The 24,480-nt window shown below is 54.5% G+C and carries 26 protein-coding genes; 20 read left to right on the top strand and 6 right to left on the bottom strand.

All coding sequences use genetic code 11. The features are described from left to right. Positions 1–204: 204 nt before the first annotated feature. Positions 205–1,248: a hypothetical protein gene (locus WG891_RS02115; protein ID WP_337261519.1), complete on the bottom strand. Its 1,044-nt coding sequence runs from the start codon at positions 1,246–1,248 to the stop codon at positions 205–207. A 504-nt stretch (positions 1,249–1,752) separates the two neighbouring features. Here WG891_RS02115 and pilL2 point away from each other — a divergent pair. Genes pilL2 through WG891_RS02080 form a run of 7 tightly spaced genes read left to right on the top strand, consistent with a single transcriptional unit; the run spans position 1,753 to position 7,660 of the window. After that, the gene (gene pilL2 / locus WG891_RS02110; RefSeq protein WP_337261520.1) at positions 1,753–2,265 is read left to right on the top strand and encodes a PFGI-1 class ICE element type IV pilus protein PilL2; all 513 of its coding nucleotides are present in this window, start codon (positions 1,753–1,755) and stop codon (positions 2,263–2,265) included. Beyond that, positions 2,262–2,897, top strand: a complete 636-nt coding sequence (locus tag WG891_RS02105; RefSeq protein WP_337261521.1) for a hypothetical protein — start codon at positions 2,262–2,264, stop codon at positions 2,895–2,897. The genes pilL2 and WG891_RS02105 overlap by 4 nt, the downstream gene beginning before the upstream one ends. A 17-nt stretch (positions 2,898–2,914) precedes the next feature. Next, positions 2,915–3,655: a TIGR03759 family integrating conjugative element protein gene (locus WG891_RS02100; RefSeq protein ID WP_337261522.1), complete on the top strand. Its 741-nt coding sequence runs from the start codon at positions 2,915–2,917 to the stop codon at positions 3,653–3,655. Between the two features lie 7 nt (positions 3,656–3,662). After that, on the top strand, positions 3,663–4,211 hold the full coding sequence (locus WG891_RS02095; RefSeq protein ID WP_337261523.1) for a transglycosylase SLT domain-containing protein: 549 nt from the start codon (positions 3,663–3,665) through the stop codon (positions 4,209–4,211). 6 nt (positions 4,212–4,217) lie between these two features. Then, positions 4,218–4,748 (top strand): integrating conjugative element protein, encoded by a 531-nt coding sequence (locus WG891_RS02090; RefSeq protein WP_337261524.1) that lies wholly within the window; start codon positions 4,218–4,220, stop codon positions 4,746–4,748. Positions 4,749–4,754: 6 nt separating this feature from the next. Then, a complete protein-coding gene (gene traD, locus WG891_RS02085) occupies positions 4,755–6,908 on the top strand; it encodes a type IV conjugative transfer system coupling protein TraD (protein ID WP_337261525.1) in 2,154 nt (717 codons plus the stop codon). Next, on the top strand, positions 6,905–7,660 hold the full coding sequence (locus WG891_RS02080; RefSeq protein ID WP_337261526.1) for a TIGR03747 family integrating conjugative element membrane protein: 756 nt from the start codon (positions 6,905–6,907) through the stop codon (positions 7,658–7,660). The genes traD and WG891_RS02080 overlap by 4 nt, the downstream gene beginning before the upstream one ends. 16 nt (positions 7,661–7,676) lie before the next feature. On the opposite strand, the gene WG891_RS02075 is transcribed toward WG891_RS02080, so the two are convergent. Continuing rightward, complete coding sequence (locus WG891_RS02075; RefSeq protein WP_337261527.1) at positions 7,677–8,792, bottom strand: hypothetical protein; 1,116 nt, start codon at positions 8,790–8,792, stop codon at positions 7,677–7,679. 243 nt (positions 8,793–9,035) lie between these two features. On the opposite strand from WG891_RS02075, the gene WG891_RS02070 reads away from it, so the two are divergent. The 13 genes from WG891_RS02070 (at position 9,036) to WG891_RS02010 (ending at position 19,736) form a co-directional block, all read left to right on the top strand. After that, the gene (locus WG891_RS02070; RefSeq protein WP_337261528.1) at positions 9,036–9,374 is read left to right on the top strand and encodes an integrative conjugative element protein, RAQPRD family; all 339 of its coding nucleotides are present in this window, start codon (positions 9,036–9,038) and stop codon (positions 9,372–9,374) included. Next, positions 9,371–9,604: a TIGR03758 family integrating conjugative element protein gene (locus WG891_RS02065; RefSeq protein WP_337261529.1), complete on the top strand. Its 234-nt coding sequence runs from the start codon at positions 9,371–9,373 to the stop codon at positions 9,602–9,604. Before WG891_RS02070 ends, WG891_RS02065 begins: the two co-directional genes overlap by 4 nt. A 14-nt stretch (positions 9,605–9,618) precedes the next feature. Further along, a complete protein-coding gene (locus tag WG891_RS02060; protein WP_337261530.1) occupies positions 9,619–9,963 on the top strand; it encodes a TIGR03745 family integrating conjugative element membrane protein in 345 nt (114 codons plus the stop codon). Beyond that, a complete protein-coding gene (locus WG891_RS02055; protein ID WP_337261531.1) occupies positions 9,963–10,364 on the top strand; it encodes a TIGR03750 family conjugal transfer protein in 402 nt (133 codons plus the stop codon). Before WG891_RS02060 ends, WG891_RS02055 begins: the two co-directional genes overlap by 1 nt. Next, the gene (locus WG891_RS02050; RefSeq protein ID WP_337261532.1) at positions 10,361–11,020 is read left to right on the top strand and encodes a PFL_4703 family integrating conjugative element protein; all 660 of its coding nucleotides are present in this window, start codon (positions 10,361–10,363) and stop codon (positions 11,018–11,020) included. The genes WG891_RS02055 and WG891_RS02050 overlap by 4 nt, the downstream gene beginning before the upstream one ends. Beyond that, complete coding sequence (locus tag WG891_RS02045) at positions 11,017–11,886, top strand: TIGR03749 family integrating conjugative element protein (RefSeq protein ID WP_337261533.1); 870 nt, start codon at positions 11,017–11,019, stop codon at positions 11,884–11,886. The genes WG891_RS02050 and WG891_RS02045 overlap by 4 nt, the downstream gene beginning before the upstream one ends. Next, the gene (locus WG891_RS02040; protein WP_337261534.1) at positions 11,876–13,309 is read left to right on the top strand and encodes a TIGR03752 family integrating conjugative element protein; all 1,434 of its coding nucleotides are present in this window, start codon (positions 11,876–11,878) and stop codon (positions 13,307–13,309) included. The genes WG891_RS02045 and WG891_RS02040 overlap by 11 nt, the downstream gene beginning before the upstream one ends. After that, positions 13,290–13,724: a TIGR03751 family conjugal transfer lipoprotein gene (locus WG891_RS02035; protein WP_337261535.1), complete on the top strand. Its 435-nt coding sequence runs from the start codon at positions 13,290–13,292 to the stop codon at positions 13,722–13,724. Before WG891_RS02040 ends, WG891_RS02035 begins: the two co-directional genes overlap by 20 nt. After that, positions 13,724–16,624, top strand: coding sequence for a conjugative transfer ATPase (locus WG891_RS02030; RefSeq protein WP_337261536.1), 2,901 nt, complete (start codon positions 13,724–13,726; stop codon positions 16,622–16,624). The genes WG891_RS02035 and WG891_RS02030 overlap by 1 nt, the downstream gene beginning before the upstream one ends. Continuing rightward, positions 16,621–17,448: a hypothetical protein gene (locus tag WG891_RS02025; protein WP_337261537.1), complete on the top strand. Its 828-nt coding sequence runs from the start codon at positions 16,621–16,623 to the stop codon at positions 17,446–17,448. The genes WG891_RS02030 and WG891_RS02025 overlap by 4 nt, the downstream gene beginning before the upstream one ends. A 205-nt stretch (positions 17,449–17,653) precedes the next feature. Next, positions 17,654–18,205, top strand: a complete 552-nt coding sequence (locus WG891_RS02020) for a hypothetical protein (RefSeq protein WP_337261538.1) — start codon at positions 17,654–17,656, stop codon at positions 18,203–18,205. 79 nt (positions 18,206–18,284) lie between these two features. Beyond that, complete coding sequence (locus WG891_RS02015; RefSeq protein WP_337261539.1) at positions 18,285–18,806, top strand: JAB domain-containing protein; 522 nt, start codon at positions 18,285–18,287, stop codon at positions 18,804–18,806. A gap of 384 nt (positions 18,807–19,190) precedes the next feature. Further along, entirely contained in the window at positions 19,191–19,736 is a 546-nt protein-coding gene (locus WG891_RS02010) for a 3'-5' exonuclease (protein WP_337261540.1), read from the top strand. Between the two features lie 19 nt (positions 19,737–19,755). On the opposite strand, the gene WG891_RS02005 is transcribed toward WG891_RS02010, so the two are convergent. From WG891_RS02005 to WG891_RS01990, 4 genes are read right to left on the bottom strand one after another with little or no spacing between them, the layout of a single operon-like run. Next, on the bottom strand, positions 19,756–20,244 hold the full coding sequence (locus tag WG891_RS02005) for a Mov34/MPN/PAD-1 family protein (protein WP_337261541.1): 489 nt from the start codon (positions 20,242–20,244) through the stop codon (positions 19,756–19,758). Next, a complete protein-coding gene (locus WG891_RS02000) occupies positions 20,241–22,016 on the bottom strand; it encodes a ThiF family adenylyltransferase (RefSeq protein WP_337261542.1) in 1,776 nt (591 codons plus the stop codon). Before WG891_RS02000 ends, WG891_RS02005 begins: the two co-directional genes overlap by 4 nt. Then, complete coding sequence (locus tag WG891_RS01995) at positions 22,009–23,253, bottom strand: nucleotidyltransferase domain-containing protein (RefSeq protein ID WP_337261600.1); 1,245 nt, start codon at positions 23,251–23,253, stop codon at positions 22,009–22,011. The genes WG891_RS02000 and WG891_RS01995 overlap by 8 nt, the downstream gene beginning before the upstream one ends. An 8-nt stretch (positions 23,254–23,261) precedes the next feature. Then, positions 23,262–24,434: an SAVED domain-containing protein gene (locus tag WG891_RS01990; RefSeq protein ID WP_337261543.1), complete on the bottom strand. Its 1,173-nt coding sequence runs from the start codon at positions 24,432–24,434 to the stop codon at positions 23,262–23,264. Positions 24,435–24,480: the final 46 nt, after the last annotated feature.

Below are 24,480 nucleotides of genomic sequence, written 5' to 3'. Positions count from 1 at the left end.
TCACGTCGCCGACGGCAGTCAAGGAAGCGCTGAGGCTAGTGGACGTGCGCATGCTGGATCACACCATCGTCGCAGGTACCGCACAGACACCAAATCGTTTGCCGAACGCGGCCCGATATTAATAAAGAGAGGCGACAGCCCAGACTGACGACGTTTCGCTTTAAACGAGGCACGCAGACACATGCCTCCCGTCAATGTTGCCGACTATTTAGCTACCTTTTGAAAAATAAACCCTTCCTGTTTTTTTTCAATATAGATTTGAAGGTACTTCGAGATCAACTTCCTCGTTTGATCTAGCGGCAAGCTTTCCACATCTCCCTCCATTGTGTGGAAGAATTTATCTCTAATTTCTTTAATTCTCTTGAACTCTGTTATGTCATCATCGGCACCTGCATTATCATAGTGGCTTGACAAGGCGGCAAACTTATCTGTTAATCGATATTTGTCATTCATTACGGTACGCATTCGATCTGAAAAATCCTTATGCGTCGCAGAACCATTGATGTTTATTGTGATGTTTGACTGCAACTCCTTGAATTGCTTTGCAACAAATATCTCAAGGGCTGTCCATGCGGCAATAAAGGCGTGAAGATGGCCGCTCTTGTATGGCGTAAGAGATTCTGAATACATACCAATTATTCTGTTTATCTCTTTGTCGCTATAGAGGATAGAAGCCAATCTTCCTGCAGCGAACACCTCATTCATATCCAAATTTGCCATTAAACCCCCATCAAAGACAGTAACTGGATGAAGTTTGCTGATTATCTTGGATTGATTGTCGGTAACGTAGTATTGCTCAACAATCAAATCATAATTCTTTGAGAGAAGACCCCCTCTGGCAAATGTCATCGCAGCTGAAGCGGATTTAAAAGCATATTCTGCATTTGCTTTAAGAGGGGCTCTGACGTAGGCCGGCAACTCTGAGCCTTCTTCGTGATAAGTGCTTACAACATCAAGAGGCAAGCATGCTTCGACGTGAATCACAGCATGATGTAAAGCTTGATGGATCAGGCTGTTTCGGCGGCATTCAATTTTCTCTCTCGCCTTGTCATCACGGCTCTCAATGCCTTCCTTGTCGAGAGGGGAAATAACTCTCTCAATAAGGTTTTCATAAGCCTTTGCTCCGATAAGTCGAACCACAACATTATCGCATTCTAGCAATATTGAATTCAGATCCGGATTCGGGTCGAAAATACCTTTTGCTGCATAAATGCAACAATAATGATATGTTGCGGTGTTTTTTTTCATAATCTTCCTATGAGATTAGCATAAATATTTATCTCTCTAGTCTATCAAAGAATAATGACAATTATTATGTAACAAACTAGCGGGTTCGCTGTTCACTCACCCCTGATGAGACTAGCATTCGCCAGCCTTCCACATCCCTGATGCCTAGGCCCGGCTTCTCCGATCCAGGCGTTTGCGTACGGTCTGCACATCAAGTCGGCTTTTGCCATGTCTGGCCATCTCTCCTGACCGTCGCGGGCGACGAACTCAGGATAGACGATGGCAACAGAGCCAACAGGACCTCCTATGTGACTCCTAACCCACGTGGCTACAGCCCTGCGGTGCGGATCAGAGCTACCCCCTGTCTTGTTTAAGCTTTCAGTCTTTTGGCGATTTTCGTTAGAGGATTGACGCCAGCCCTTTTTTATACCGCAATAAATCCGCATTCAGCGGATTCCTATTGTTTGCTGAATAAGCGCTTTTTTACTGTCAAGGTAAGCCCTGAACACATTCGGGAGCCTTACCATGACAATTCGTTTTCACCCCCATTTCATGCTGTGCCTGACGCTGCTGTTAAGCGCCTGTCAGACACCGGCACCGGTTAAAACACCACCGCCCCTGGCTACATCTGCGATCAGTACGCCCGAGTCTGTACCTGCCGTGCGCTATAGCCGCTACACCCTGGTGGAGCTTATTCCCACCGGGATCCAGCGTGACCTGCAGCAGCAGATCATTGAGGTGAGCATTCCTGTCCTGCCTGGTAACCCCACCGCCACGGTGGGCGATGCGCTGCGCTACGTGCTGCGCGATTCCGGCTATCAGTTGTGCCAGGGCAGTGACGCCATCACGCTGTTCGACACACTCCCGCTGCCTGCCCCACACCGCAAACTCGGCCCCCTGACCTTGCGCGATACGCTGCAGACGCTGGCGGGTCCCGCCTGGCAGCTCCAGGTGGATGATGCCGCACGTCAGGTCTGCTTTGTACCTGCCGCCAGTGTGTTGCCTGATACCGCAACGGTTCCCGGGAGGATCGCATGAAAACCTCTGCCCTCCCGCAAATACTCGCGCTTCTCTGGCTGCTCGCGCTCAGTGTTTTTGCCGTGGTACAGGAAAGTCGTCTGTCAGACCTGACACCAGAGGGGGACAACAGCCTGCAAACAACGCAGATTGCGGTGCTGGAAACCCGGTTAAATGAACTGAGCAGCCAGCTTGCCAGTCAGCCTGAATCACTCACCCAGGCCAACTGGCACACCATCGAACAGACATGGCAACAGCGCCTGGATGCCCTTGAGCAGCGCCTGCCTGCCACTGACACTGACTCGGCCTCTGCCACAGCAGAGGCGCTTTCCCGGTTAAGCGAGCGTCTGGATCAGTTTGACGCGCGTCTGGAAACCCTTCGGTCCCCTCCGGTGCCCCCTCCCACACCGCCCAGCCGAAGCCCCAGACCGATCAAACCCCAGACGCTCGCCCCTCCTTTTACCCTGCTCGGGGTTGAGCTGCGCGGGGGCGAGCAGCGGCTCTCGATTGCCCCCTCCGGCAGCGCAACACTGGCTCAGGTGCGCCTGCTGCGCCTCGGTGACCGCGAGGGCGACTGGGTACTCATCGCGCTCGACAGCCGCCACGCCACCTTCCGGGTGGGTAACCAGCAGCGTCAGTTCCCTTTGCCGTAAGTTGAGGGCATACCATCATGACAAAAGTGCTTTTTTGCACCCCCACCCTGGTGGGGGTTTACCTGACAGGCCTGTTTCTGACCGGGCAGGCCGTTGCACAGAACACGGCTCCCGCCACTTCCCAGCCTGCAACGATCCAGCACAGCCAACTGCGGGATTCCGCCGTTGATAAGACGGACACGATGGCGCGTGAATGGGGGCTCAAAGCCGACGAATATGCACGTTATCAGACGCTGATGCAGGGGCCGCTGGGAGTGCATTCCCCCGGACTGGATCCGCTCACCGCACTCGGGATTGAAGCCAAAACCGATGCAGAACGGCGGCGTTATGCCGAGCTGCAGGTCGAGGCCGAAGGTCGGCGCGTTGCCAAACTGCTGGCCTATCAACAGGCGTATGACGACGCCTGGAAACGGCTTCATCCGACACTGCTGCCGATGGCGCTCACAGGCAGTCAATCCATCCAGTCACCGATAACCTCACCCGCAGAAAACGGTCGTCTGACGGTGTTTGTCAAAGCGGTCTGTCCGCCCTGCGTGCAGAAGGTCAAAGCCCTGCAGCGCCAGGGGGCACGTTTTGATGTGTATATGATTGACAGCCAGCAGGACGATGGCCGCATCCGCCAGTGGGCGGCACAGGCCGGGATCGACCCGGCACGGGTACGCAACCGCACCATCACGCTTAATCATGACAGCGGCCAGTGGCAGGCACTCGGTAAAGCCGTCACGGCACTCCCCGTAGTGTTGCCGGAATCGCCTTGAGGTGTCCATGCTCCGGCTGTGTCTCATCACGCTGATGCTGGCCGCACGCACGCTGCAGGCCAATGAATTACCGCCACCGGCCTACCAGTTTGCGGCACGTGAAGCCAATATTCCGTCAATCGTGCTCTATGCAGTGGCATTGCAGGAAAGCGGGATGAAACTGCAGGGGCGCATGCGTCCCTGGCCGTGGACACTGAATGTCGGCGGCACCGCTGAACGCTACCCCAATCGGGCATCCGCCTGTACCGGCTTGTTACGGGCCTTGCGGCGTGTGCCTGCCACCCGGATTGATGTCGGCCTCGGGCAGATCAATATCGGTTACCACGGCGAACGCATTCAGCGCCCCTGCGACCTGCTGGATCCGTATCGCAATCTGACCCTTGCCGCCACGCTGCTGCGCGAGCATCACACCCCCGGTGAAGACTGGCTGCTCGCGGTAGGGCGTTATCACCGTCCGGCAGGGGGAGAACCCGCGCTGCGTTACCGGCGCAGCGTCAAACAGCACCTTAACCGCATCCAGCCGGATGCCTCCACCCTCGCATTCCATCAGGAGTAATGGATCATGAAACAGGCTTTGTTCTGCCGCCACCTTATTGGGGGGCTGGCGCTGCTGCTCTCAACTACCCTTCACGCCGAACCCCGTCCGCCAACCCTGACCGTCGTCGCCGATCTCGGTGGCAGCGATGCCACCCCGTATTATGCGGCGCTGGAGGTGGATGAGGTATCAGCCCCTGGGCTTACGCCATCCCGAACGACACCCTACAGCGAAGCCGATATGATGCCGGTACGCTCCCCATCACTGACCCCGGGAATCGTCGAGGGGCGGGAGATTCAGGCACCCGGGCTGGCCCCGCTCTTTCTGCTGGGAGACGATCCCCGCTCGATTGCCTGGCTCAAGGCGCAGCGTCCCCGGCTGGCGTCACTTGAGGCCGTGGGTCTGGTGGTGCAAGTGGATAATCCGGCCACCCTTGCCAGACTGCGCCAGCTTGCGCCGGAACTTTCCCTGTTGCCGGTCTCCGGCGATGATCTGGCCCAACGGCTGGGGCTGCGCCACTATCCTGTGCTGGTCACCGCCACCCGAGTGGAGCAGTGAATCACGATGACACAGCGCCATGCCATCGAGGTTCTGCTGCGCCCTGCCGTTGAACTCTACACCGTGCTGGTTTGCCTCGGTGCAGCACTGCTCTGCCTGTTTGCCCCCTGGTCGCTGGCGCTTAGCCCCCGGCTGGGCTGGGGGGCGGCCAGTGGCTTTTTGCTGTTTGCCGGGGTGCGCCTGCGTGAAGCCTGGGCCATTCTGCGCTACCGGCGTAATATCCGCCGCCTGCCGCGTTATGTGATGACCAGCCGGGATGTGCCGGTCAGTCAGCAGCGGCTTTTTCTGGGACGCGGCTTTCGCTGGGATCAGCGTCACACCCATCGGCTGATGCAGACCTACCGCCCGGAGTTTCGGCGTTATGTTGAACCCACCTCCCTTTATCGTCAGGTGCGCGACTGGGAAGCACGGCTGGAGTTTGCCCCTTTTCCGTTTCCGGCCCTGGTGAAGTTGAGCCGCTGGGATTCGGCATTTAATCCGGTGCGACCCCTGCCCCCGGTTGGGGGGCTGCCCCGTCTGCACGGGATTGAACCGCATGAGCAGGATGTCACCCTGCCGCTCGGGGAGCGGGTCGGGCATACGCTGGTGCTCGGCACCACGCGGGTGGGTAAAACACGGCTCGCCGAGCTTTTTATCACTCAGGATATCCGCCGCAAAACCCGGGGGGAATTCGAAGTGGTGATTGTGCTGGATCCGAAAGGGGATGCCGATCTCCTGAAACGGATGTATGTAGAAGCCAAACGCGCCGGACGGGAAAACGCTTTTTATGTGTTTCATCTGGGCTGGCCGGATATTTCAGCGCGGTATAACGCCGTGGGCCGATTTGGGCGGATTTCTGAGGTTGCCACCCGGGTTGCAGGCCAATTGTCGAATGAAGGTAACTCTGCCGCATTCAAGGAATTTGCGTGGCGGTTTGTCAATATCATCGCGAGAGCCCTGGTCGAACTGGGACAGCGCCCGGATTACCTGCTGATCCAGCGCCATGTGGTCAATATCGACGCACTCTTTATTGAATACGCCCAGCATCTCTTTGCCAAAGTGGAACCCAAAGCCTGGGAAGCGATCGTGCAGTTGGAGGGGCGACTCAACGACAAGAATATCCCGCGTCATATGGTCGGGCGGGAAAAGCGCGTTGTCGCCATCGAGCAGTACCTGAGTCAGGCACCGATTTACGATGTGGTGCTCGACGGATTACGTTCTGCGGTCCGCTATGACCGCACCTATTTTGACAAGATTGTGGCATCCCTGCTGCCACTGCTGGAAAAGCTCACCACCGGCAAGATTGCGCAACTGCTGGCCCCCAACTATTCGGATTTGAACGACCCGCGCCCCATCTTTGACTGGATGCAGGTGATCCGCCAGCGTGCGATTGTGTATGTGGGACTGGATGCGCTTTCCGATGCAGAAGTCGCCGCCGCCGTGGGGAACTCGATGTTCAGCGATCTGGTGTCCGTTGCCGGGCATATCTACAAGTTCGGTATTGATGACGGTCTGCCCAGCACGGCACGGGAAGAAAAACTGCCGATCAACCTTCACGCCGACGAATTTAATGAGCTCATGGGCGACGAATTTATTCCCCTGATCAACAAGGGAGGCGGTGCCGGTCTGCAGGTAACCGCCTACACCCAAACGTTAAGCGATATTGAAGCCCGAATTGGTAATCGCGCCAAAGCCGGTCAGGTGATTGGCAACTTCAATAACCTGGTGATGCTGCGTGTGCGGGAAACCACCACTGCAGAACTCCTGACCCGTCAGTTACCGAAGGTAGAGGTCTACAGCACCGCTCTGGTCAGTGGTGCCACCGACAGTTCAGATGTTGAAGGTAATACTGCTTTTACCAGCAACACCCAGGACAGGATCAGCACCAGCAGCGTGCCGATGATTGAACCGGCGCACGTGGTGGCGCTCCCCAAGGGACAGGCATTTGCACTGCTCGAAGGCGGCAATCTCTGGAAAATCCGTATGCCGTTACCCGCTCCCGACCCGGATGAGGTAATGCCCAAAGACATGCAGGCACTCGCCGGGTATATGCGTCAGCAGTATGTGGAACGTGAAGCCTGGTGGGACACTACGCCATCGCATGGGGAAGAGGAGGCGGGATTACCGCCCGACCTGCTCGACGATATCAGCGAAATAGCATCTGGGGTGACTGAGGCATGACGACCTCCTCTTCTTCGGCTCCCGTCCAGCGTCCGCAAATACGCAAGCCTGGCCTCATCAGCCGTCTCATCATGCTGCCGTTTCATCTTTTTGGCCTGTTATGCGGGGCACTGGTGCTGTGTATTGCATTGGAATGCCTCGGTATCCATTTTTTATGGCCGGAACAGGGCTGGCAGCACGCCCAGCGAATGCTGGGGTTTGAGCTGGAGCAGCTTTCCACCGATTTTACCCAGAGCATGGTTGTGCAGGAGCCCGGGCGCAGCGCCAGACAACTGGTCGAATGGGTGCATGGCACGCTGATAGAACAGAGCGGGTTACAAAACTGGGTGGCTCAGGCTTCCGGCAAGGCACGCGCAGGCAGTCTCAGCCAGACACGGGATTTCAGGTATTACGTGGGGGTGGTGTATGTGCATCTGGAGACCTATCTGAGCGCTGCAGCCTACATGGTGCTGGTGTTTCTGGTGCGAACAGTGGTGCTGTGTTTAAGCCTGCCGCTCTTTGCGATGGCCGCGTTTGTCGGGCTGGTGGATGGGCTGGTGCGGCGTGATGTGCGCCGCTTTGGTGCAGGGCGTGAATCCGGGTTTATCTATCACCGCGCCAGGGCCAGTCTGATCCCACTTATCGTGCTGCCCTGGATGCTCTATCTGGTGCTGCCGTTCAGTCTCAATCCGTTGTGTGTGCTGCTGCCCTGCGCAGGACTGTTGAGTGTCGCAGTGAATATTACAGCGGGAAGTTTTAAGAAATACCTTTAGTCCCGCATAATAAACTTTACTGTCCGCATTTATTCTCTTTTATACCTGCCACTTGGGAACGAGGCAAAAAGTAAATATTCTTACTATTTTCATTCACCAATCGGACCATATACTGCCCATCTTCAAATGCAATAATTTTAAGCGGGTTACTTTGAGATGGCGCTGATAAATTTTTAAGTGCATCAATAACATTTTTTGCATCAGGTGACCAGGAGAGAACAACACACTTTTTCCCACTTGATGCGATTGCCTGTAACACACGCCCTGTTAAAAAACTACTTGCCTCTGGTATCAAGGCCACAACCATCATGATAAAAACACCAATCAGCCCAGAGATCGTGACAGGCCGATGACTTGATTTAATCGTTACCACAACATGTGCGCAAAGTATTTGAAAAAAAGCCAAACCAAACAGCGAAACAAGCATTAATAATAGTGATGTCAAACTTACACCACCATTAATTTTTATCACCAGATACGTAATCACAATCACAGACGTAAATTGAACCACCCCCAGCATTAAAGTACCCACTCTAAAATCCGAGGAAACCTCCTTTAATTTTGACTTAAAATCCAACTCTTTTTTATAAAAAAATAACAAAGGCAATACACAACCCACTGCAGATAAAATTAAAGCCAGTAAAATAATAACAGACTGAAATATATGACTACCTGAAACCCAACCTTCAATTAAATATAAAGCGAGAATAAATAGTGCGCAAATTATTATGCCAGCATACCAAAGCCCTAATGTTTTAAACCGATCCTCAGCCCCCTCCACTCCTTTTTTACTTTTAATCCAGGAATCGAATAACCTGTCACCTGAAGAATTTATGGGGGTCAGTAAAATCAATGTAGGAACTAATGGAAGCAAAGTAAATATCACAATTAAAAATACCATCATAACTATTACTACAGGTAGGTACCCTGCTAAAACTGAAGGGGATGTAATATTGAGAGGCACCTGCTCAACCTGAATGTAGTGGTACAAATAAAGCACAGCGATAAAGATAATCCCCCCGCCTAAAGGCCACGCTCGCTTATGCATCCACTCCAGTATCTGACTGACCTCCGCTAACCAAACCCATACAGAGGATTTTTCTTTTTCGGACTCTGGCACAATATTACTCATACAGGTTACGACTCCTTTTTGTCATCAGAAAAATCACGAGTGGTACATTTAAAACAATTAACATTGTTTTAATGGCCTATTGGCCGCTATGGCTGTCCTATCCTGCCATCACAACAACAATTTTCAAAGCCGCCAAAATCCCCCCTCAATAAAACCGGATAGCCCGCTGTTCCTATTGATTGCAGCATTTCAGCGCTAATCCTCGCAGCATGAAGCCATTTCCCGCTACCCCGGAATGGTGCCATGACTGCAAATACCCTTTCCCCTGTTTTATCGAGGTGCACAGCAGGCGCGCTCGCCCTGCTGACCGGCCTGCTGCTCTCTGTCAGCGTGCACGCCGAACCCGAGCAGGCACAGCTCACCCTCATCCTGCGCCAGCTCGACATGCTGGAGCGCCAGGCGCAATCCAGTGCCCAGTCCTCAACCGAGGCAACCGGGCGCTACCACTTTGACTACCCCCGCCTGCAGGCGGATATCGGGCGTATCCGCACCGGTATCCACGATTACCTGACCCCGCAACGCGCCCAGCCGCGTGACCCGGTGCTGCTCTCCGGGGATTACCAGCGGGAGGCCAAACCATGAATGCCGCCCAGCAGGCTGCGTTTCAGGCCAATGGCGGTTTCAGTGCCGAGAGTGTCTCGACACTGGTTCTGAGCTTTCTCTTTGCTGTTCTGCTGCTCTGGGGCCTGTGGGCGATCCGCACCGCCTATGTCGGCTGGACAGAAAACCGGATTAACCAGCGTCAGTTTCTTGGGGTGATCGTGCGCTTCCTCGCGATCTACCTGGGACTGAGCTTTTTTCTGTTGTCGTAACCCGAGGTTTTACCATGAAATCTAACCGTCTTTCCCTTGTTACCCTACTGCTCTCCAGCACCTTTCTGCCTGCCTCCGCCTTCGCTGCCGGGTTGCCTAAAATCGATGACCCTACCCGAGGATCGGGGAGCGGCATTCTGCAAACACTGCAGAACTATGGCTACGACATCGTGATGCTGGTAGCGCTGCTGGTGGTGGCCTCGATGTTTGTCGGCGTCTGCTATCACGCCTACATCCGCTACTCCGAAATCCATACCGGTAAAGCGACGTGGGGGCAGTTTGGCCTTTCTGTTGCGGTAGGGGCAATGCTGCTGGTGATCGGGATCTGGTTGCTCACGCAAGCAACAGGAGTGCTGTAATGAGCCTTCACTCCAACCTCCAGCCGGACGGGACCGTGGCGTTTTTACCCCATCGTCTTAACCGTCAGCCGGTGGTGGTACGCGGCCTGACCGCCGATGAACTGTGGATCTGCACCGGGCTGTCAGCATTTCTGGGATTTCTGGCCGGTATCCCGCTGGCCTGGCTGCTCGGCAGCATCGCGATGATCCCCACGTCGATTGTCGGGATGATCGCCACCGGGGTGTTTATCGGCGGCGGTTTTTTGCGACGCCAGAAGCGTGGCCGCCCGGACACCTGGCTCTACCGTCAGTTGCAGTGGTGGCTGGCCCAGCATGCCCCGGCATTGGCGGTGTATGTCGGGGGCCGGTTTCTGCTGACCCGTTCCGGGGCGTGGAGCACACGCCGGGGAGGGGCGGCATGAGCCGGATCAAGAATGAAATCGGTCATCTGCAGGCTCATGTCCGCACGCTGCGGCTGGGCGCTGCCGGACTCTTTCTGCTGGCACTGGTGCTCGGGTTTGGCTGGTGGCATGCGCCGCGTAATCTCACCATCCACGTCCCGCCCGACCTGCGTTCCGGCAGTACCCGCCCCTGGTGGGAGGTGCCGCCGGAATCCGTCTATACCTTTGGCTTTTATACCTGGCAACAGCTTAACCGCTGGCCGGTGGATGGTGACATCGACTACCCGCGCAATATCCAGTCACTGGGCGCGTATCTGACCCCGGCCTGCCAGAGTTTTCTGCAGCGCGATTATGAGCAGCGCCGCAACAGTGGTGAGCTGCGCCAGCGGGTACGAGGGATTTATGAGATACCCGGGCGCGGTTATGGCGATGACCCCACCACTCGCGTGAGCGTGGTCTCTGACCGTGACTGGATCGTCACGCTGGATATTGCCGCTGATGAGTATTACGGCGCAGAGCAGGTCAAGCGTGCGCTGGTGCGTTACGCCCTCAAGGTAGTACGGCTCGATATCGACCCGGAACGCAATCCGTTCGGGCTGGCACTCGACTGCTACAGCCGTGCCCCCGAGCGGATCACCCCGCCTTCACCTTCATCTTCGTCCGGGAGCGCCTCATGAAACGGATCCTGATGCTGTTACCCTTTTTCTGTTTATCTCATGCTGCCCATGCGCTCGAAATCCTGCACTGGGAGCGGTTGCCGCTCGCGGTGCCGCTGCAGGTCGGCCAGGAGCGGGTGATTTTTATTGAGCGCAATATCCGGGTCGGTGTCCCTGCGGCGCTGGGTTCGCGTTTGCGTGTCCAAAGCGCCGGTGGAGCGCTGTATCTGCGTGCCGCTGAACCGATTGAACCCACCCGCCTGCAATTGCAGGATGCGGATGATGGCACATTAATCCTGCTTGATATCGCTACGCTGCCGGTGAAAGAGAACGCTCCGGCACTGGAGCCGGTGCGGATTGTCGAAAATACCCAACCCAAGTTTTACGGTGGAGAAGCACCAGCGGAAGAGGGTTCATCCGAAGAAGAGGACGCGACACCGCCTCCCCGCCGGGAAACCCCCATTCCGGTTGTACTGACCCGTTACGCCGCTCAAAGTCTGTATGCGCCATTGCGCACTGTCGAAGCGCTACCAGGGATCCGCACGGTGCGGGTGAGCAAGGGTTTGGCCCTCGACACCCTGTTACCCACCCTGCCCGTGGAAGCCAACGCGCTGATTGCCTGGCGTCTGGAGGATTATCACGTCACGGCGGTGCGTCTGACCAACCGCTCACGCACGCCGCAGGTACTCGATCCTCGCGCCCTGCAGGGGGATTTTGTGGCGGCGACCTTCCAGCATCCTGACCTCGGTCCCCAGGGTACGGCAGCGGACACCACGGTGGTGTATCTGGTGACCCGCCACCAGGGGCTGGAGGGAACACTGTTACCGCGTATCAGCCCGGTCGATGCTGCACGGAATCTGCCAGCGGGAGGTCATCATGAAAAGTAATGGCCTCCTGAAATGGCTGATGATCCCGCTGGTCATTCTGCTGATTTTTGTCGGTATCAAACTCTTTTCCGGCAAAGGTGGCAATCAGGGCACGGGCGACAGCGGTCCGCACCTCACCGCCGAAGAAATGAAAGCCCTCGGCATTGAAGGCGACACCCCGCGTGACACGGTGGCAACGCTGGTGGGTCAGGTCAAACAGTTGCGCACCGAACTGCAAGGGGCGCTCGGTGACAACAAGGCGCAAAAAGCAGAAAACGACCGGCTGCGTCAGCGTGAAGGTGCGATTGAATCGCGCATCCAGAGTGCGCTCGATGGAGAACGCCAACGGCTGCAACAGGACCGGGAAAGTATCGCCACAGAAAAACAGCAGGCGCAGGGCTTATTGCAGGAGCTGCAACGCCGTATTGACCATCTGGAGCAACCGGGTGGCACCGATCTGCCGGTGGGGCTGGGGCTTGAAGCGGGTGATGGCAAAAACCTTGAAGGGTCGAATACCAGCGGCCTGCGCTGGGTTGAACCGGAAGACGCACGCCCCGCTGATACCCGCAGTGGTTCTTCCACCGGTCTGCGTTTCCCGACCCGTTTCGGCCCGGCGCAAACGGCGCTGGAGCAGCCCGGCGAACAGGTTCGCCACAACGATGTGCAGAAAAAGAACCGCCTCAAACCGGTTTATACCGTGCCTGCCAACGCAACGCTGATGGGCTCGATTGCGATGACGGCGCTCATTGGCCGAGTGCCGATTGATGGGACGGTGAATGACCCGTATCCGTTCAAGGTGCTGGTCGGCCCGGACAACCTCACGGCGAATGGGATTGACCTCCCGGATGTCGCCGGGGCGGTGATCAGCGGGTCAGCCTCCGGTGACTGGACGCTCTCCTGCGTGCGCGGTCAGATCCGCAGCATCACGTTTGTTTTTAATGACGGCACCGTGCGTACCCTGCCGAGCACCACCCGCAACAGCGGTGAAGAGGAAAGCACGGCACGCAACAGCGACAGTGCCTACGGCGAGGGACTCGGCTGGATAAGCGATCCCCACGGTATCCCTTGCGTCAGTGGTGAGCGCCGCAGTAATGCCCAGCAGTATCTGGGCTCTCAGGCACTGATTACTGCTGCCGGAGCCGGGGCGGCATCCCTCATCAAGTCCGACAACGGCAATGTGGCGATGGTGAGCCAAAGCGACGGTTCCATCGGCACGGTCGGCATTTCCGGCAACGAAGCGATGGGTCGCATTCTCGCTTCCGGTGTGCAGGAGATGTCACAGTGGGTCAACAAACTCTACGGGCAGGCCTTTGCTGCTGTGTATGTCGCCCCGGGTGCCAACGTCGCCGTCCATATCGAACACCCTTTAACCATCGACTACGACCCCAAAGGGCGGCGCGTCGATCACCGTCGTGGAGACCATCATGCGCTTGAACTGGATTAACCCAATCATCACGCTCGGCGTCCTGGTGGTGCTCGCCGGGTGTGCGACCAGCAAGGATGAACTGCTGCCGCACAACGGCAACACCATGCTGGATGTCTGGGATCAGGGCAGTGGCGGCAGCCCCCGTGGCGGTCAATCAGCACGCCAGCTCCTTGATACCCGCCAGAGCCTGCGCCGTCAGCTGACCGAAGTGGATCACCAGGCAGTGCTGGCGGTAAATACGGCTTATACCCGCACGGCACAGAACGAAATCACCCGCCAGTTTCAGCGTCTGCCGAATCCGGATCTGGTGATGTATGTGTTTCCGCATCTGGCAGGTACGGATCCGGTGCCCGTACCCGGTTACAGCACCGTCTTCCCGCTTTACCAGCGCGTGCAGTATGCGATGCCGGGCGAACGCACGGAGGCGTACTGATGAAACTCTTCTCCCGTCTGCGGCCTGGACAATCAGCCGATGTCGCCTCTCTGCCGGATGAGACGCATGACGCCTGGACACAGCATGTTGCAGATCTCACTGAACAGGGTATTCCGGCCCCCGGTGCTGCCGTCAAACCGGGGCGGCGTCCGGCCACGCTCGCTGATGAAGCCGCACTCTATGACGTGGCCCCTTCCTTTGTCGATATGCTGCCCTGGGCAGAATACCTGCCGGAGTCCCGCGCCATGCTGCTGGATGATGGGGTGTCGGTGGCGGCTTTTTTTGAGCTGACGCCGGTCGGCACCGAAGGACGTGAAAAAGCCTGGTTACAGCAGGCGCGTGACGCACTGGAAAACGCCCTGCAGGATGCGTTTGATGAACTGGAGGAGCACCCCTGGGTGGTGCAGTTGTATGCACAGGATGAAACCCGCTGGGATCATTATCTGGACACCCTGAAACACTACCTGCAGCCGCGTGCCCAGGGTGCCGCTTTCAGTGAATTCTACCTGCGTTTCTTTGCTCACCATTTGCAGGCGATCTCCAAGCCGGGGGGACTGTTTGAAGATACCAAGGTGACCCGCCTGCCGTGGCGTGGTCAGTTGCGACGGGTGCGGATGGTGGTCTATCGCCGTGCACCAGCCAACGCCACCCGGCGCGGACAGTCACCGGAACAGGCACTGACCGTGATCAGCGACCGGCTGCTGGGTGGCCTTGCCAATGCCGGGATCCGGGCGAAGCGCATGGAAGCCGCTGCCATTCATGCGTGGCTCCTGACCTGGTTCAACCCGCGCCCGGACTGGCTGGGGCCGACCGTCAGTGACCGTGACCGCTTCTATGCCTTGACCCGGTATCCCGAGACAGTGGAAGCGAATGAGATTGAGCTTGCCAGTGGCACCGACTTTGCCCAGCGCCTCTTTTTCAGGGAGCCGCGTTCCGATGCAACCAGTGGCCTGTGGTACTTCGACGGCATGCCGCACCGGGTCATTGTAATGGACCGGCTGCGCACCCCGCCCAGCACCGGGCACCTGACCGGCGAAACGACGAAAGGCGGCGACGCCATCAATGCCCTCTTCGACCAGATGCCGGAAGACACGTTGTTATGTCTGACGCTGGTCATTACCCCGCAGGATACGCTGGAAACCCACCTGAACCACCTGGCGAAAAAATCGGTCGGGGAAACGCTGGCGTCCGAACAGACCCGGCAGGATGTGCAGCAGGCACGCACCCTGATTGGCAGCGCCCATAAGCTCTACCGGGGTAGCGTGGCGTTTTACCTGCGCGGCCAGACGGTTGAGGAACTGGATGCACGCGGCCTGCAACTGGCCAACGTGATGCTCAACGCTGGCTTGCAGCCCGTGCGAGAAGAAGATGAAGTCGCTCCGCTCAACAGCTATCTGCGCTGGCTCCCCTGCGTGTATGACCCGGCGAAAGACAAACGCCAGTGGTACACCCAGTTGATGTTCGCCCAGCATGCCGCCAACCTCGCCCCCACCTGGGGGCGCAGTCAGGGCACCGGGCACCCGGGGATCACCTTCTTTAATCGCGGCGGGGGCACCATCACCTTTGATCCGTTAAACCGCCTGGACCGGCAGATGAACGCCCATCTCTTTCTGTTCGGGCCTACCGGTTCGGGTAAGTCGGCAACGCTGAACAATATCCTCAACCAGGTCACCGCCATTTATCGCCCACGCCTCTTTGTGGTGGAGGCCGGTAACTCGTTTGGCCTCTTTGGTGATTTTGCGCAGCGTCTGGGGCTTACCGTACATCGGGTCAAACTCTCCCCCGGCTCCGGGGTGAGTCTCGCGCCGTTTGCTGACGCGTGGCGTCTGGTGGATACCCCGGCACAGGTACAGACACTGGATGCAGATGCACTGGATGATGACCAGGTTGCCGCAGCCGATGCGCAGGAAGCCGATGAACAGCGCGATGTGCTGGGCGAGCTGGAAATCACGGCACGTCTGATGATCACCGGTGGTGAAGAGAAGGAAGAAGCGCGGATGACCCGCGCCGACCGCAGCCTGATCCGCCAGTGCATTCTGGATGCCGCGCAGCAGTGTGTGGCCGAGAAGCGTACCGTACTGACCCAGGACGTACGGGATGCACTGCGTACCCGGGGGCACGACAGCAGCCTGCCGGAGAGCCGCCGCACCCGGCTTTTAGAAATGGCCGATGCGATGGATATGTTCTGCCAGGGGACTGACGGCGAGATGTTTAACCGTGCAGGCACTCCGTGGCCGGAAACCGATATCACCATTGTCGATCTCGCCACGTATGCGCGGGAGGGCTACAACGCCCAGCTTTCCATTGCCTACATATCTCTCATCAACACGGTGAATAACATCGCCGAGCGCGACCAGTTTTTAGGTCGCCCGATCATCAATGTGACGGATGAAGGGCACATCGTCACCAAAAACCCGCTGCTCTCCCCTTATATCGTCAAGATCACCAAGATGTGGCGCAAATTGGGGGCATGGTTCTGGCTCGCCACCCAAAACCTTGACGACTTCCCCAAAGCCGCCGAACCGATGCTCAACATGATCGAGTGGTGGATTTGCTTGTCGATGCCCCCTGATGAAGTCGAAAAAATTGCCCGTTTCCGTGAATTGAACGACGCGCAGAAAGCGCTGATGCTCTCGGCACGCAAGGAGGCGGGGAAATTCACGGAAGGGATCATTCTGTCAAAGTCGATGGAGGTGCTGTTTCGCGCCGTTCCGCCGAGCTTGTATTTGGCGATGGCGATGACCGAGCCCGAAGAAAAAGCCGAACGTTTTCAGTTGATGCAGCAGTTTGGCATCAGTGAGCTCGATGCCGCTTTCAAGGTGGCGGAAAAGATTGACCGGGCACGCGGCATTGAACCGCTCTGCCTTGATCAGGTATTTGAGCAGGTGGGGCAGCCATGAGCGTTTTCTCCAGAAACAACGTGGCCCGGTTAAATGTGCTCTCCAACGGTGGCGGCACCCAAAGCTGTGCGCTCATCTGCCTGATTGCCCAGGGGGTGCTCCCCAGACCGGATCTGGTGGTGATGGCCGACACCGAGCGCGAATCCTCCAACGTGATTGCCTACCAGCAGCAGTACATTCAGCCGCTGTGTGACGCCATCGGGCTGGAATATCACCTGATCCGCAAGTCTGACTATACCGATGCGGATCTGATGCATGAAGCCTCCGGCAAGTTTCTTCCCGGGTACTACACCGAATGGGAAGGCCGCCGCCCGGACGGCAACGTCGCCGGAAAACACCCCGGCTACTGTTCCTCACGCTGGAAAAAAGAGGTGGTCGAGCGTTTCCTGAACCGCAAATACGGCGAACTGGCCCTCACCCGGCGCGGGGTCAATCTGTGGCTGGGGATGTCATTTGATGAACCGCGCAGGATCAAGGTCACGATGGGGAAATGGCAGCGGCTCTATCCGCTCTTTGAGCTGCGCGTTACCCGGGAAGAGGCGATCAAAATTGTGGAAAAGCACGGCCTGCCGACCCCACCCCGTTCCGCCTGCTGGATGTGCCCCAACCGCTCGGCAGATGAGTGGCTCAGGATGAAAGCCGAGGTGCCGGAGGATTTTGCGAAAGCCTGCACCCACGAAAACGTGCTGCAGCAGACCCACCCGCATTTATGGCTGACCCGCCAGGGGATCCCGCTGGCCGAAGCAGTGCTGAATATGGCAGCAGCCGCTGGAGATCAGCCCGATCTGACGCAGTTCTGTGATAGCGGGATGTGCTTTGTATAAACCGAATGCCTGCTGACGTTGTCAGCGACATGCCCAGGTAGTCAGGGTCTTCAAGACTACGTGCGGTTCCCGCCGCATGACCTGCCCCGTTCGCTTCGCACCCGCTACGCGAACATTCATCCGTTTTTATGGATGAAGGGTGCTTCTGCATTTTCCTCTACCTCTACCCGTATTTCTTTTCCATCGTCATCACAGGAGTCTGCTCATGCATGAAATCCATGTCTTTAATGGCATTCACTTTGTCAAAAATCCCTATCGGCAAGGCAGCTATATCCGGGAGGATATTTTTGCCAGACAGTTCATCATCCAGTGTCATGCACGGATCTGTTGTGAAGAGGATGATCCTCGTTATGGCTTGTTCTGGCTTGATACCGTACTCACTCTGGGTGAATGCGCACTGATTGAGCAGGCCATCCTGCTCACCCAGGCGCGGATCCGCACGCTGGAAGCGCCGGAAGACACCTTTGGTGTCGAGGCAATCAGTGTTGCCATCATGGATCGCACCTGCCGGACAATCTTAACCGGCAAGGTACGTTCAAGAAAAATCCAGTGGCATCCGCCTGCGCAAACCCGGCAGGAGGAGAAAGCGATCTTGAGCAAAATCGATCTTCTCAAATCCCAGCGTTCGGAAGAACTGCGTGCAGACAATTATGATTCCATGCGGCATCTGAGCGAACAGATCAGTCATCTCCAGGGAACACTGATTCACGAGACCTGGAAAACTCATGCCATTGCAGCCCTCGCGGCAACGCAATAACCATCTTAACGTTATTTCCCTCTGGAGGGCTTCATCCCTTCAGGGGCATGGAGCCTCCTGCAACATAAGGAGCCACCCTATGTTCTCTTTAGCCCTGCTGTACAAATTTTCCCCGTCGTTCCGATTACCTGCCTTCATTAGCGCAAACCGTCGCCAATATGAAGACTGGATCGTCCGCTATGCCGTCACACTGCTTGAAAAACGTCTGTTCCAGCATCGGGGGCCAAAGATTCGTTGCCCGAATACGGCCAGCGACTACCTGCGCCTGCAGTTGCTGCAGGAGGAGCGGGAAGTGTTTGCGGTGATTTTTCTCGATAACCAGAAACGGGTAGTGGCGTTTGAGCGGCTCTTTTACGGCACCCTCAACGCGACCGCTGTCTATCCACGGGTCATCCTGGAGCGTGCGCTTGCCCACAAATGCGCGTCAGTCATTATTTCGCATAATCACCCCTCGGGTGAAACCGCCCCCAGCGACGCGGACACGCGACTGACTGATAAGGTCAGAACCGCACTGAAACTGGTCGATATCGCTGTGGATGATCACATTATCGTCGGCCAGGGGACACCGTTTTCGTTTGCGCAAAATGGTCTGCTATGGTGAAACCCTGCGCGGCTTTTTCGACACCTCCGTTCCAGCCTTGTGCTGGGGCGGAGGTTTTCGTAACAAGATTCTGACGACCGCTTCAATTTTTCTGGGGGCTGTCACGTTACCGTCAGCCACGCAGGGTTACCTGTCTTCTGCTGCTCCCCCGTCAAACCACAAGAAAACAGGGTGATTTGGGCTCAAGCTTGCTCGAATATATCTGGTGTCACACTGACGGGTAAAAAGTGAAATGGCAATGTTATTTTTTAATTATTTGATTTTTTTTGGTTTTATATGCTTATACTAGTCCCAATCGTTTTTCTCTTTGATCTATTAATAGTCAAAAATATTCGACTAAACATAATGATACATATCAAAAAACGTTAACAATAAGGATACGATATGACTAGTGATGAGCTTTATATTTCTGTGGACATAGAAACCTCCGGCCCAATACCTGCCGAATTTAGTATGCTTTCGATAGGGGCTTGCTTAGTTTATCAACCAGAAACATCTATCTACCTTGAGCTGAAACCAATCAGTTCAAAATATGATCCAGAGGCTCTTGCTGTTTCTGGTCTTCACCTTGAAAAGCTAGAGCAGGAAGGTCTTACTCCGCAGGAGGCAATGCGTACATTTGAGGAATGGGTAATATCATCCTGTGCACCTGGACAAAAGGCTATTTTCGTGGGACTGAATACACCGTTCGATTGGTCATTTATCAATTACTACTTTCATAACTATTTGGGCAACAACCCATTCGGATTCACTGCGATTGATATGAAAGCCTATTTCATGGGTACTTTGGGATGCAGTTGGAAGGAAACAAAATCTTCTCATATGGCCGCCAAACTTGAACCACAGAGAAAACCGAATCACAATGCCTTGGATGATGCACGATTTCAGGCGGAACTATTCGCAAAGATGCTGGCTTATAAAAAAAGCTGAGCACAATCTATACCTCACTTTACAACTTATTTATTCTCGTTGCCTCGATATGTTTACCTTCCCTGAAGGACCAAACTCTTATTCCTTCAGGTTTAGAAGATTTACCAACTATAACTGCTATTGGATAAGGCAACTCCTCAGCATATCGAGCAGCAAACCTGGAGAAACTATTTATATCCGCAGGTGATATATCGGGGACAATTTGCGGATGAGTATGCCAATAGCCGACCAAACGCAATCCTTCAGCATTGGCGCTCTCTATTTCCCTGCGGCAACGCTCTGCATTCAAATCAAGCCACGACCACCCGGCATGATCGGTGCTATGGGGAAGCGTAGCAAGAGCCAATAACAGACCAGCCTGATTTGCCGGATCAACGAACAATTGACCCCCTCTCTCGGGGCTCACCCCTTGCTGCCGATGACTATCCAATACGTCCGCAACACTCTGAGAGACCAATAACTCAGAATGTAATGTTGGCCATCTCCAATGCCAGGCAATACCTGTCATGTCACTTTTTCCCTCTGTTCAGGCCATCTACGTTCCAATACTGTTTGCTGTACCCCGTCAGGAAGCTGCGGCCCGCAGTATTTTCCACCCAAAGTCGCTACATCCTGAGGTCTATAGATACTCGTAAACCACGAAGTATCCTGCAATTGGCCGGTAAGGGCACTCAAAGCAGCCTGTGACACCATGGACGCCACGTTTGCCATTCCCAGCGAACCGCCAGGAATAAAACTCTCACCACAGGCAGGAAGTGAAATGGCACCTCCATCCGGCCATTCAGTGTATTTATGATAAAAATCACCATTATCGCTAAATAAATATCTGGCATCATATTTTCCAGCCGGAGCAATCAGTGCATGCCCTACTTGCGTATGGGGCTCACTCCACGCCTGCAATATCCCCCAAGGAGCACCATCAACTTTGGCTTTCCACAAAGCGACTTCTGATTCCCAGTCCGCAGTAGTAACAATAACCAAGTCTGCGTTATTAAATATTTCTGGCCTCAAGAGCATGATCATCTCAGAGAAATGCTTATACGCAGTCACTTCGACTGTCGGTAAGTCTCTGATAATTTTTTCCTTTAGAGCAACAGCTTTTGATTTTCCCAAATCGTCAGCGCCCAACGTATGCCTTCCAAGGTTCTCAGACACAAGGATGTCCGGGTCAATAAATGTCATGCACCCAACGCCAGATCTTGCCAATTGCAAAGCAACAGCACTTCCCAGTGAGCCTACACCAACAAAAACAACGCGTGAGCTTTCAAGCCGTTGAGCCGTACCACTTAAATCTCGGGATAAAATAGCTGCCCTATCAAGAATATTTAACGTGGATGAGCGGATAAGTGCCGGAACATTAAACGCCACTTTAGCTGGATTCCGACGTGAAGAGCGAAGACCAAATTTCGTACCACGATTTGGCTGTATGCCTCTAGCATGAACATTAAAGCAGTAATTCGATACACCCTCAACACCAGGAAGCTCTATGACAACCCATCGGTCAACCAACGATCCTTTCTCATTAAACCAAAGGGCAAAGGACGCAGCATCGCCATCTGTAAGATGTTCCATTAGCCAAGCCATGAGGCTCTCTGCCTCCGGAACGCGTATGTCTGGATAAGTTTGCAGCTTCACGTAGAAGGCCGGACATTCCAAAGCTCGTAGTCTGGAAGCTCTTCCAACTACACGTTCAAAATATCTCTTAATCCTTGACTCATCAGCCGCGAGCCAAACAGTTTCTTGGCCTGATGGCAATGCATTGCGCGGGTCGCTTAGCGCAAAGAGCCTAGACGCATCTTTAGGTCGTTCCAACAGGACAATATTCCGTAAAGACTGGCCTGATTGTCTCGACCAATATGTTGTGATCTCACGCTGAAACTCAGCATCTCGCCTAGCATCATCTGATCCCGCGCGGGACAAATCAATAATCCTACCCAAGCGGGAGAAACTATCTTCAACCATGGTTTCGGGAGAACCAGTAATTGGCTTCTCCCGAAACCCATGGAGACAAAGCCCATTCTCCATCGCGTGAGGCCAGACAAGCCATGGGGAAGGCTCAACCAGAAGCTCTAACTGCCTTTGCGGGAAGTTGGATGGAAAAACGATACGCAAACGCCTTTCTTCTCCCATATAGTCGACTGGCAGGGGAAATGTAAAGCTCGCAGCTTCATCTGCACGCGTAGCTATCGGCCGCAGCAATGCTGAAGCTGCATCTTCACCAAGAATCCCCCGCAGCGCCGCGATACCACGCTGCAGAGGAGTATCAAAATGCTCAGCCAAGACGCTCAACTGGTTTTACACTCGCTTGGGATGAATTGTTGCCAGCTACGCCCTCAAAAAACGCCATTGCTACTGAATTCCGAGTAGTTCCTTCTGGTCGACCAGGCATCGTCCAATTGGCCGGAATTGCTGTGTTAACATCAGAGACAAATGTTGGGCTAATACCAAAGTTGTCCCTTACTGCTTCAGAAAAAGACTCCGTGGAAGGATAATCTTCAAGTCCCAAGGAAATTGCACTACATGCACTCATATGCCAATCCATAAAGGCTTCCTGGTAATGACGTCCCTCATTTGGTCTATTCCACTTCTCCGCAAAATTTTCTCCCTTATCTGCCGGATTGCAAACCTTATATTCGCCATTGTGAAATTCAATATGTTCTGTCATTTTGCTGACAATCTTGATGATTGCATCTAGCGGACGAAGTGGTTGCAATTTTGACTCTTCAACTACATCAAGATATGCATGCGTAGCCAATGTCGTGATGACAGCAGAGATAGGACGATGTTCTTCATTATCAGTGCGAATAGCCCATTCATCACGATGCCGTTTGAGCAGCTTAATAGCTGCTCTTAGTGGGTCTTGTTCAATGTACGTCTGGTAATCAGGAAGCGGGTCTTGTGTGGCTGCATCAAAAGTAGCGTGGCTTTTACTGAATTGAACATAACTTTCCAGCGCAACTATCTTTGAAGAGGCGGTATCAAGCCAATTTGAATAAGGAATTGGGCTGCTGGCTTTCCATCCAGTCTCTCGATCTGGGACCTCCAGCATACCTTCACCTTTTTCTTCATTATTTCCATTGATTGCACGGGCTGGGGTAACATCGATATGAAAACTAGGATTCTCATCAGCATATTCGATCCGAATTCCACGGCGCAGTGGTTTGATATCCTCTTGCACACGACTGCCTTCCCTAAAACGCGTCTCAATAGCCTCCAAGACATCCTTTGCGCTTGCATCATTTGCATGAGGTAACCATACAATAGCATCTGCATCAACCGTATCAAGCCCATCTGGTGCGCCAGGCACTGGTTTGATCGTTGTCTTAAGCCGCATTGAACCCTGAGGAAAAATATGAGCCTCGGCAAGAATAGGATTATCAGAAGCAGAGAGAATTTTTTCTAGTTGAGAATAACGACCATCAATTTTCTCGTATTGAGCCTCTGAAAGTGAAATCTCTTGTGCCGCGCGGAACAGAAAGTATTCCCAACTTCCCCGCTTGGTTTGTTCGTTTTTCATATTCATGGTTACGCTTCCTTGGAAGTTGGGCCCAAATACAGTTCGGGCTGAAACTGGTTATTATTTTCTTTATTACGGTCAAAGAATACATACGGATGCTGGTGTTGTGTCGTAAGCAAAGCGCCAAACTCGATTGCCAGGGCTGCCGGAATCGCAGGAAACACATGAATTTCACCCGGAGTCTGAGCTTCAAGCTGGCTGAGATGAACCTGAAGAGCGTCACGAAAAGCATGGATCACTCGGCGGTTTTTGACCATGTTGTAGCCGGGTTCAGGAATGGTTAGCTCCGCAACACGTGCCCCCGGTAAAACCCCGATGACATCACGAAATGGAATTTTCGCAGAAATAGACAGCACCAGAGCCAGTGGGCCGTCGCCATCTGGAGCAGGTGTAAAAAGATATTCCGGGGGGGATGCGGATTGATCTGGCCATTTCAAACCATATTCGCGATTAGATGAAAAAAGTAGGCGTTTGGAGCGATCACCGATCGCTTGCCCCAAGAGCACCAACGCGGGAATATCAGCAACCCCGACAACCGCTAATGCCGGTGCATCCACATACATCCCTCCTCTTCTCCTTAATTGATTTTCCAGCTTGTGCTGGACATCATCTTTTATAGACTGCCAGTACAACTCATCCCTACCACGAGGCCCGGGTGGTTGGAAAATAATCTTGATCGGGTGATCGAATGCTGTAAGTCCTTCAGAAGACATTGCGGTCAAAAGATCACGTTCAGAAATATCGTTTGTCGTAGCAAAATGCTGGCTTTGCACGATCACTGCAACAGCTCGCCCACCATCTGGCGCTGAGGCAGCCAACCGAATACGCTCCTGGTAGGCCTGATGCAAACCACTCAAGTCATTTTCAGGGTAACCCTCCGCATCACGATCTATCTTGTCATGGCAATTAGGGCAAAGAAGCATGAGATTATTACAGTCATTCGTCAATGCTTCTGCCTGTCCATCACTATGCTCCTCTCGTGCGCGCGGCCCCTTTGGACTAGCAGGCAGAACGTGGGCGACTTCTCCCCAGTTCATAGGAGTACCGACCCGGTAATCGTAAGTGAGATCTAGGCCACAAAGTTCACAGTGTCCAGCAGAACGAATCCAGACTATTCGCTTTACTTCTTGCGATGTATTGAAGCGTCCATTGCTCGATTTAGATTTTTGTTGATCTTTCAAGTCTCCCCCTACAGTCACACTCAAGTATGTCTTATATATATGACTA

Source organism: Serratia sp. MMO-28, assembly GCF_037199905.1.
Lineage (GTDB): Bacteria > Pseudomonadota > Gammaproteobacteria > Enterobacterales > Enterobacteriaceae > Chania > Chania oryzae.
Note: the sequence above shows the minus strand (reverse complement) of the source record. Positions and strands in the feature narration are given on the sequence as shown.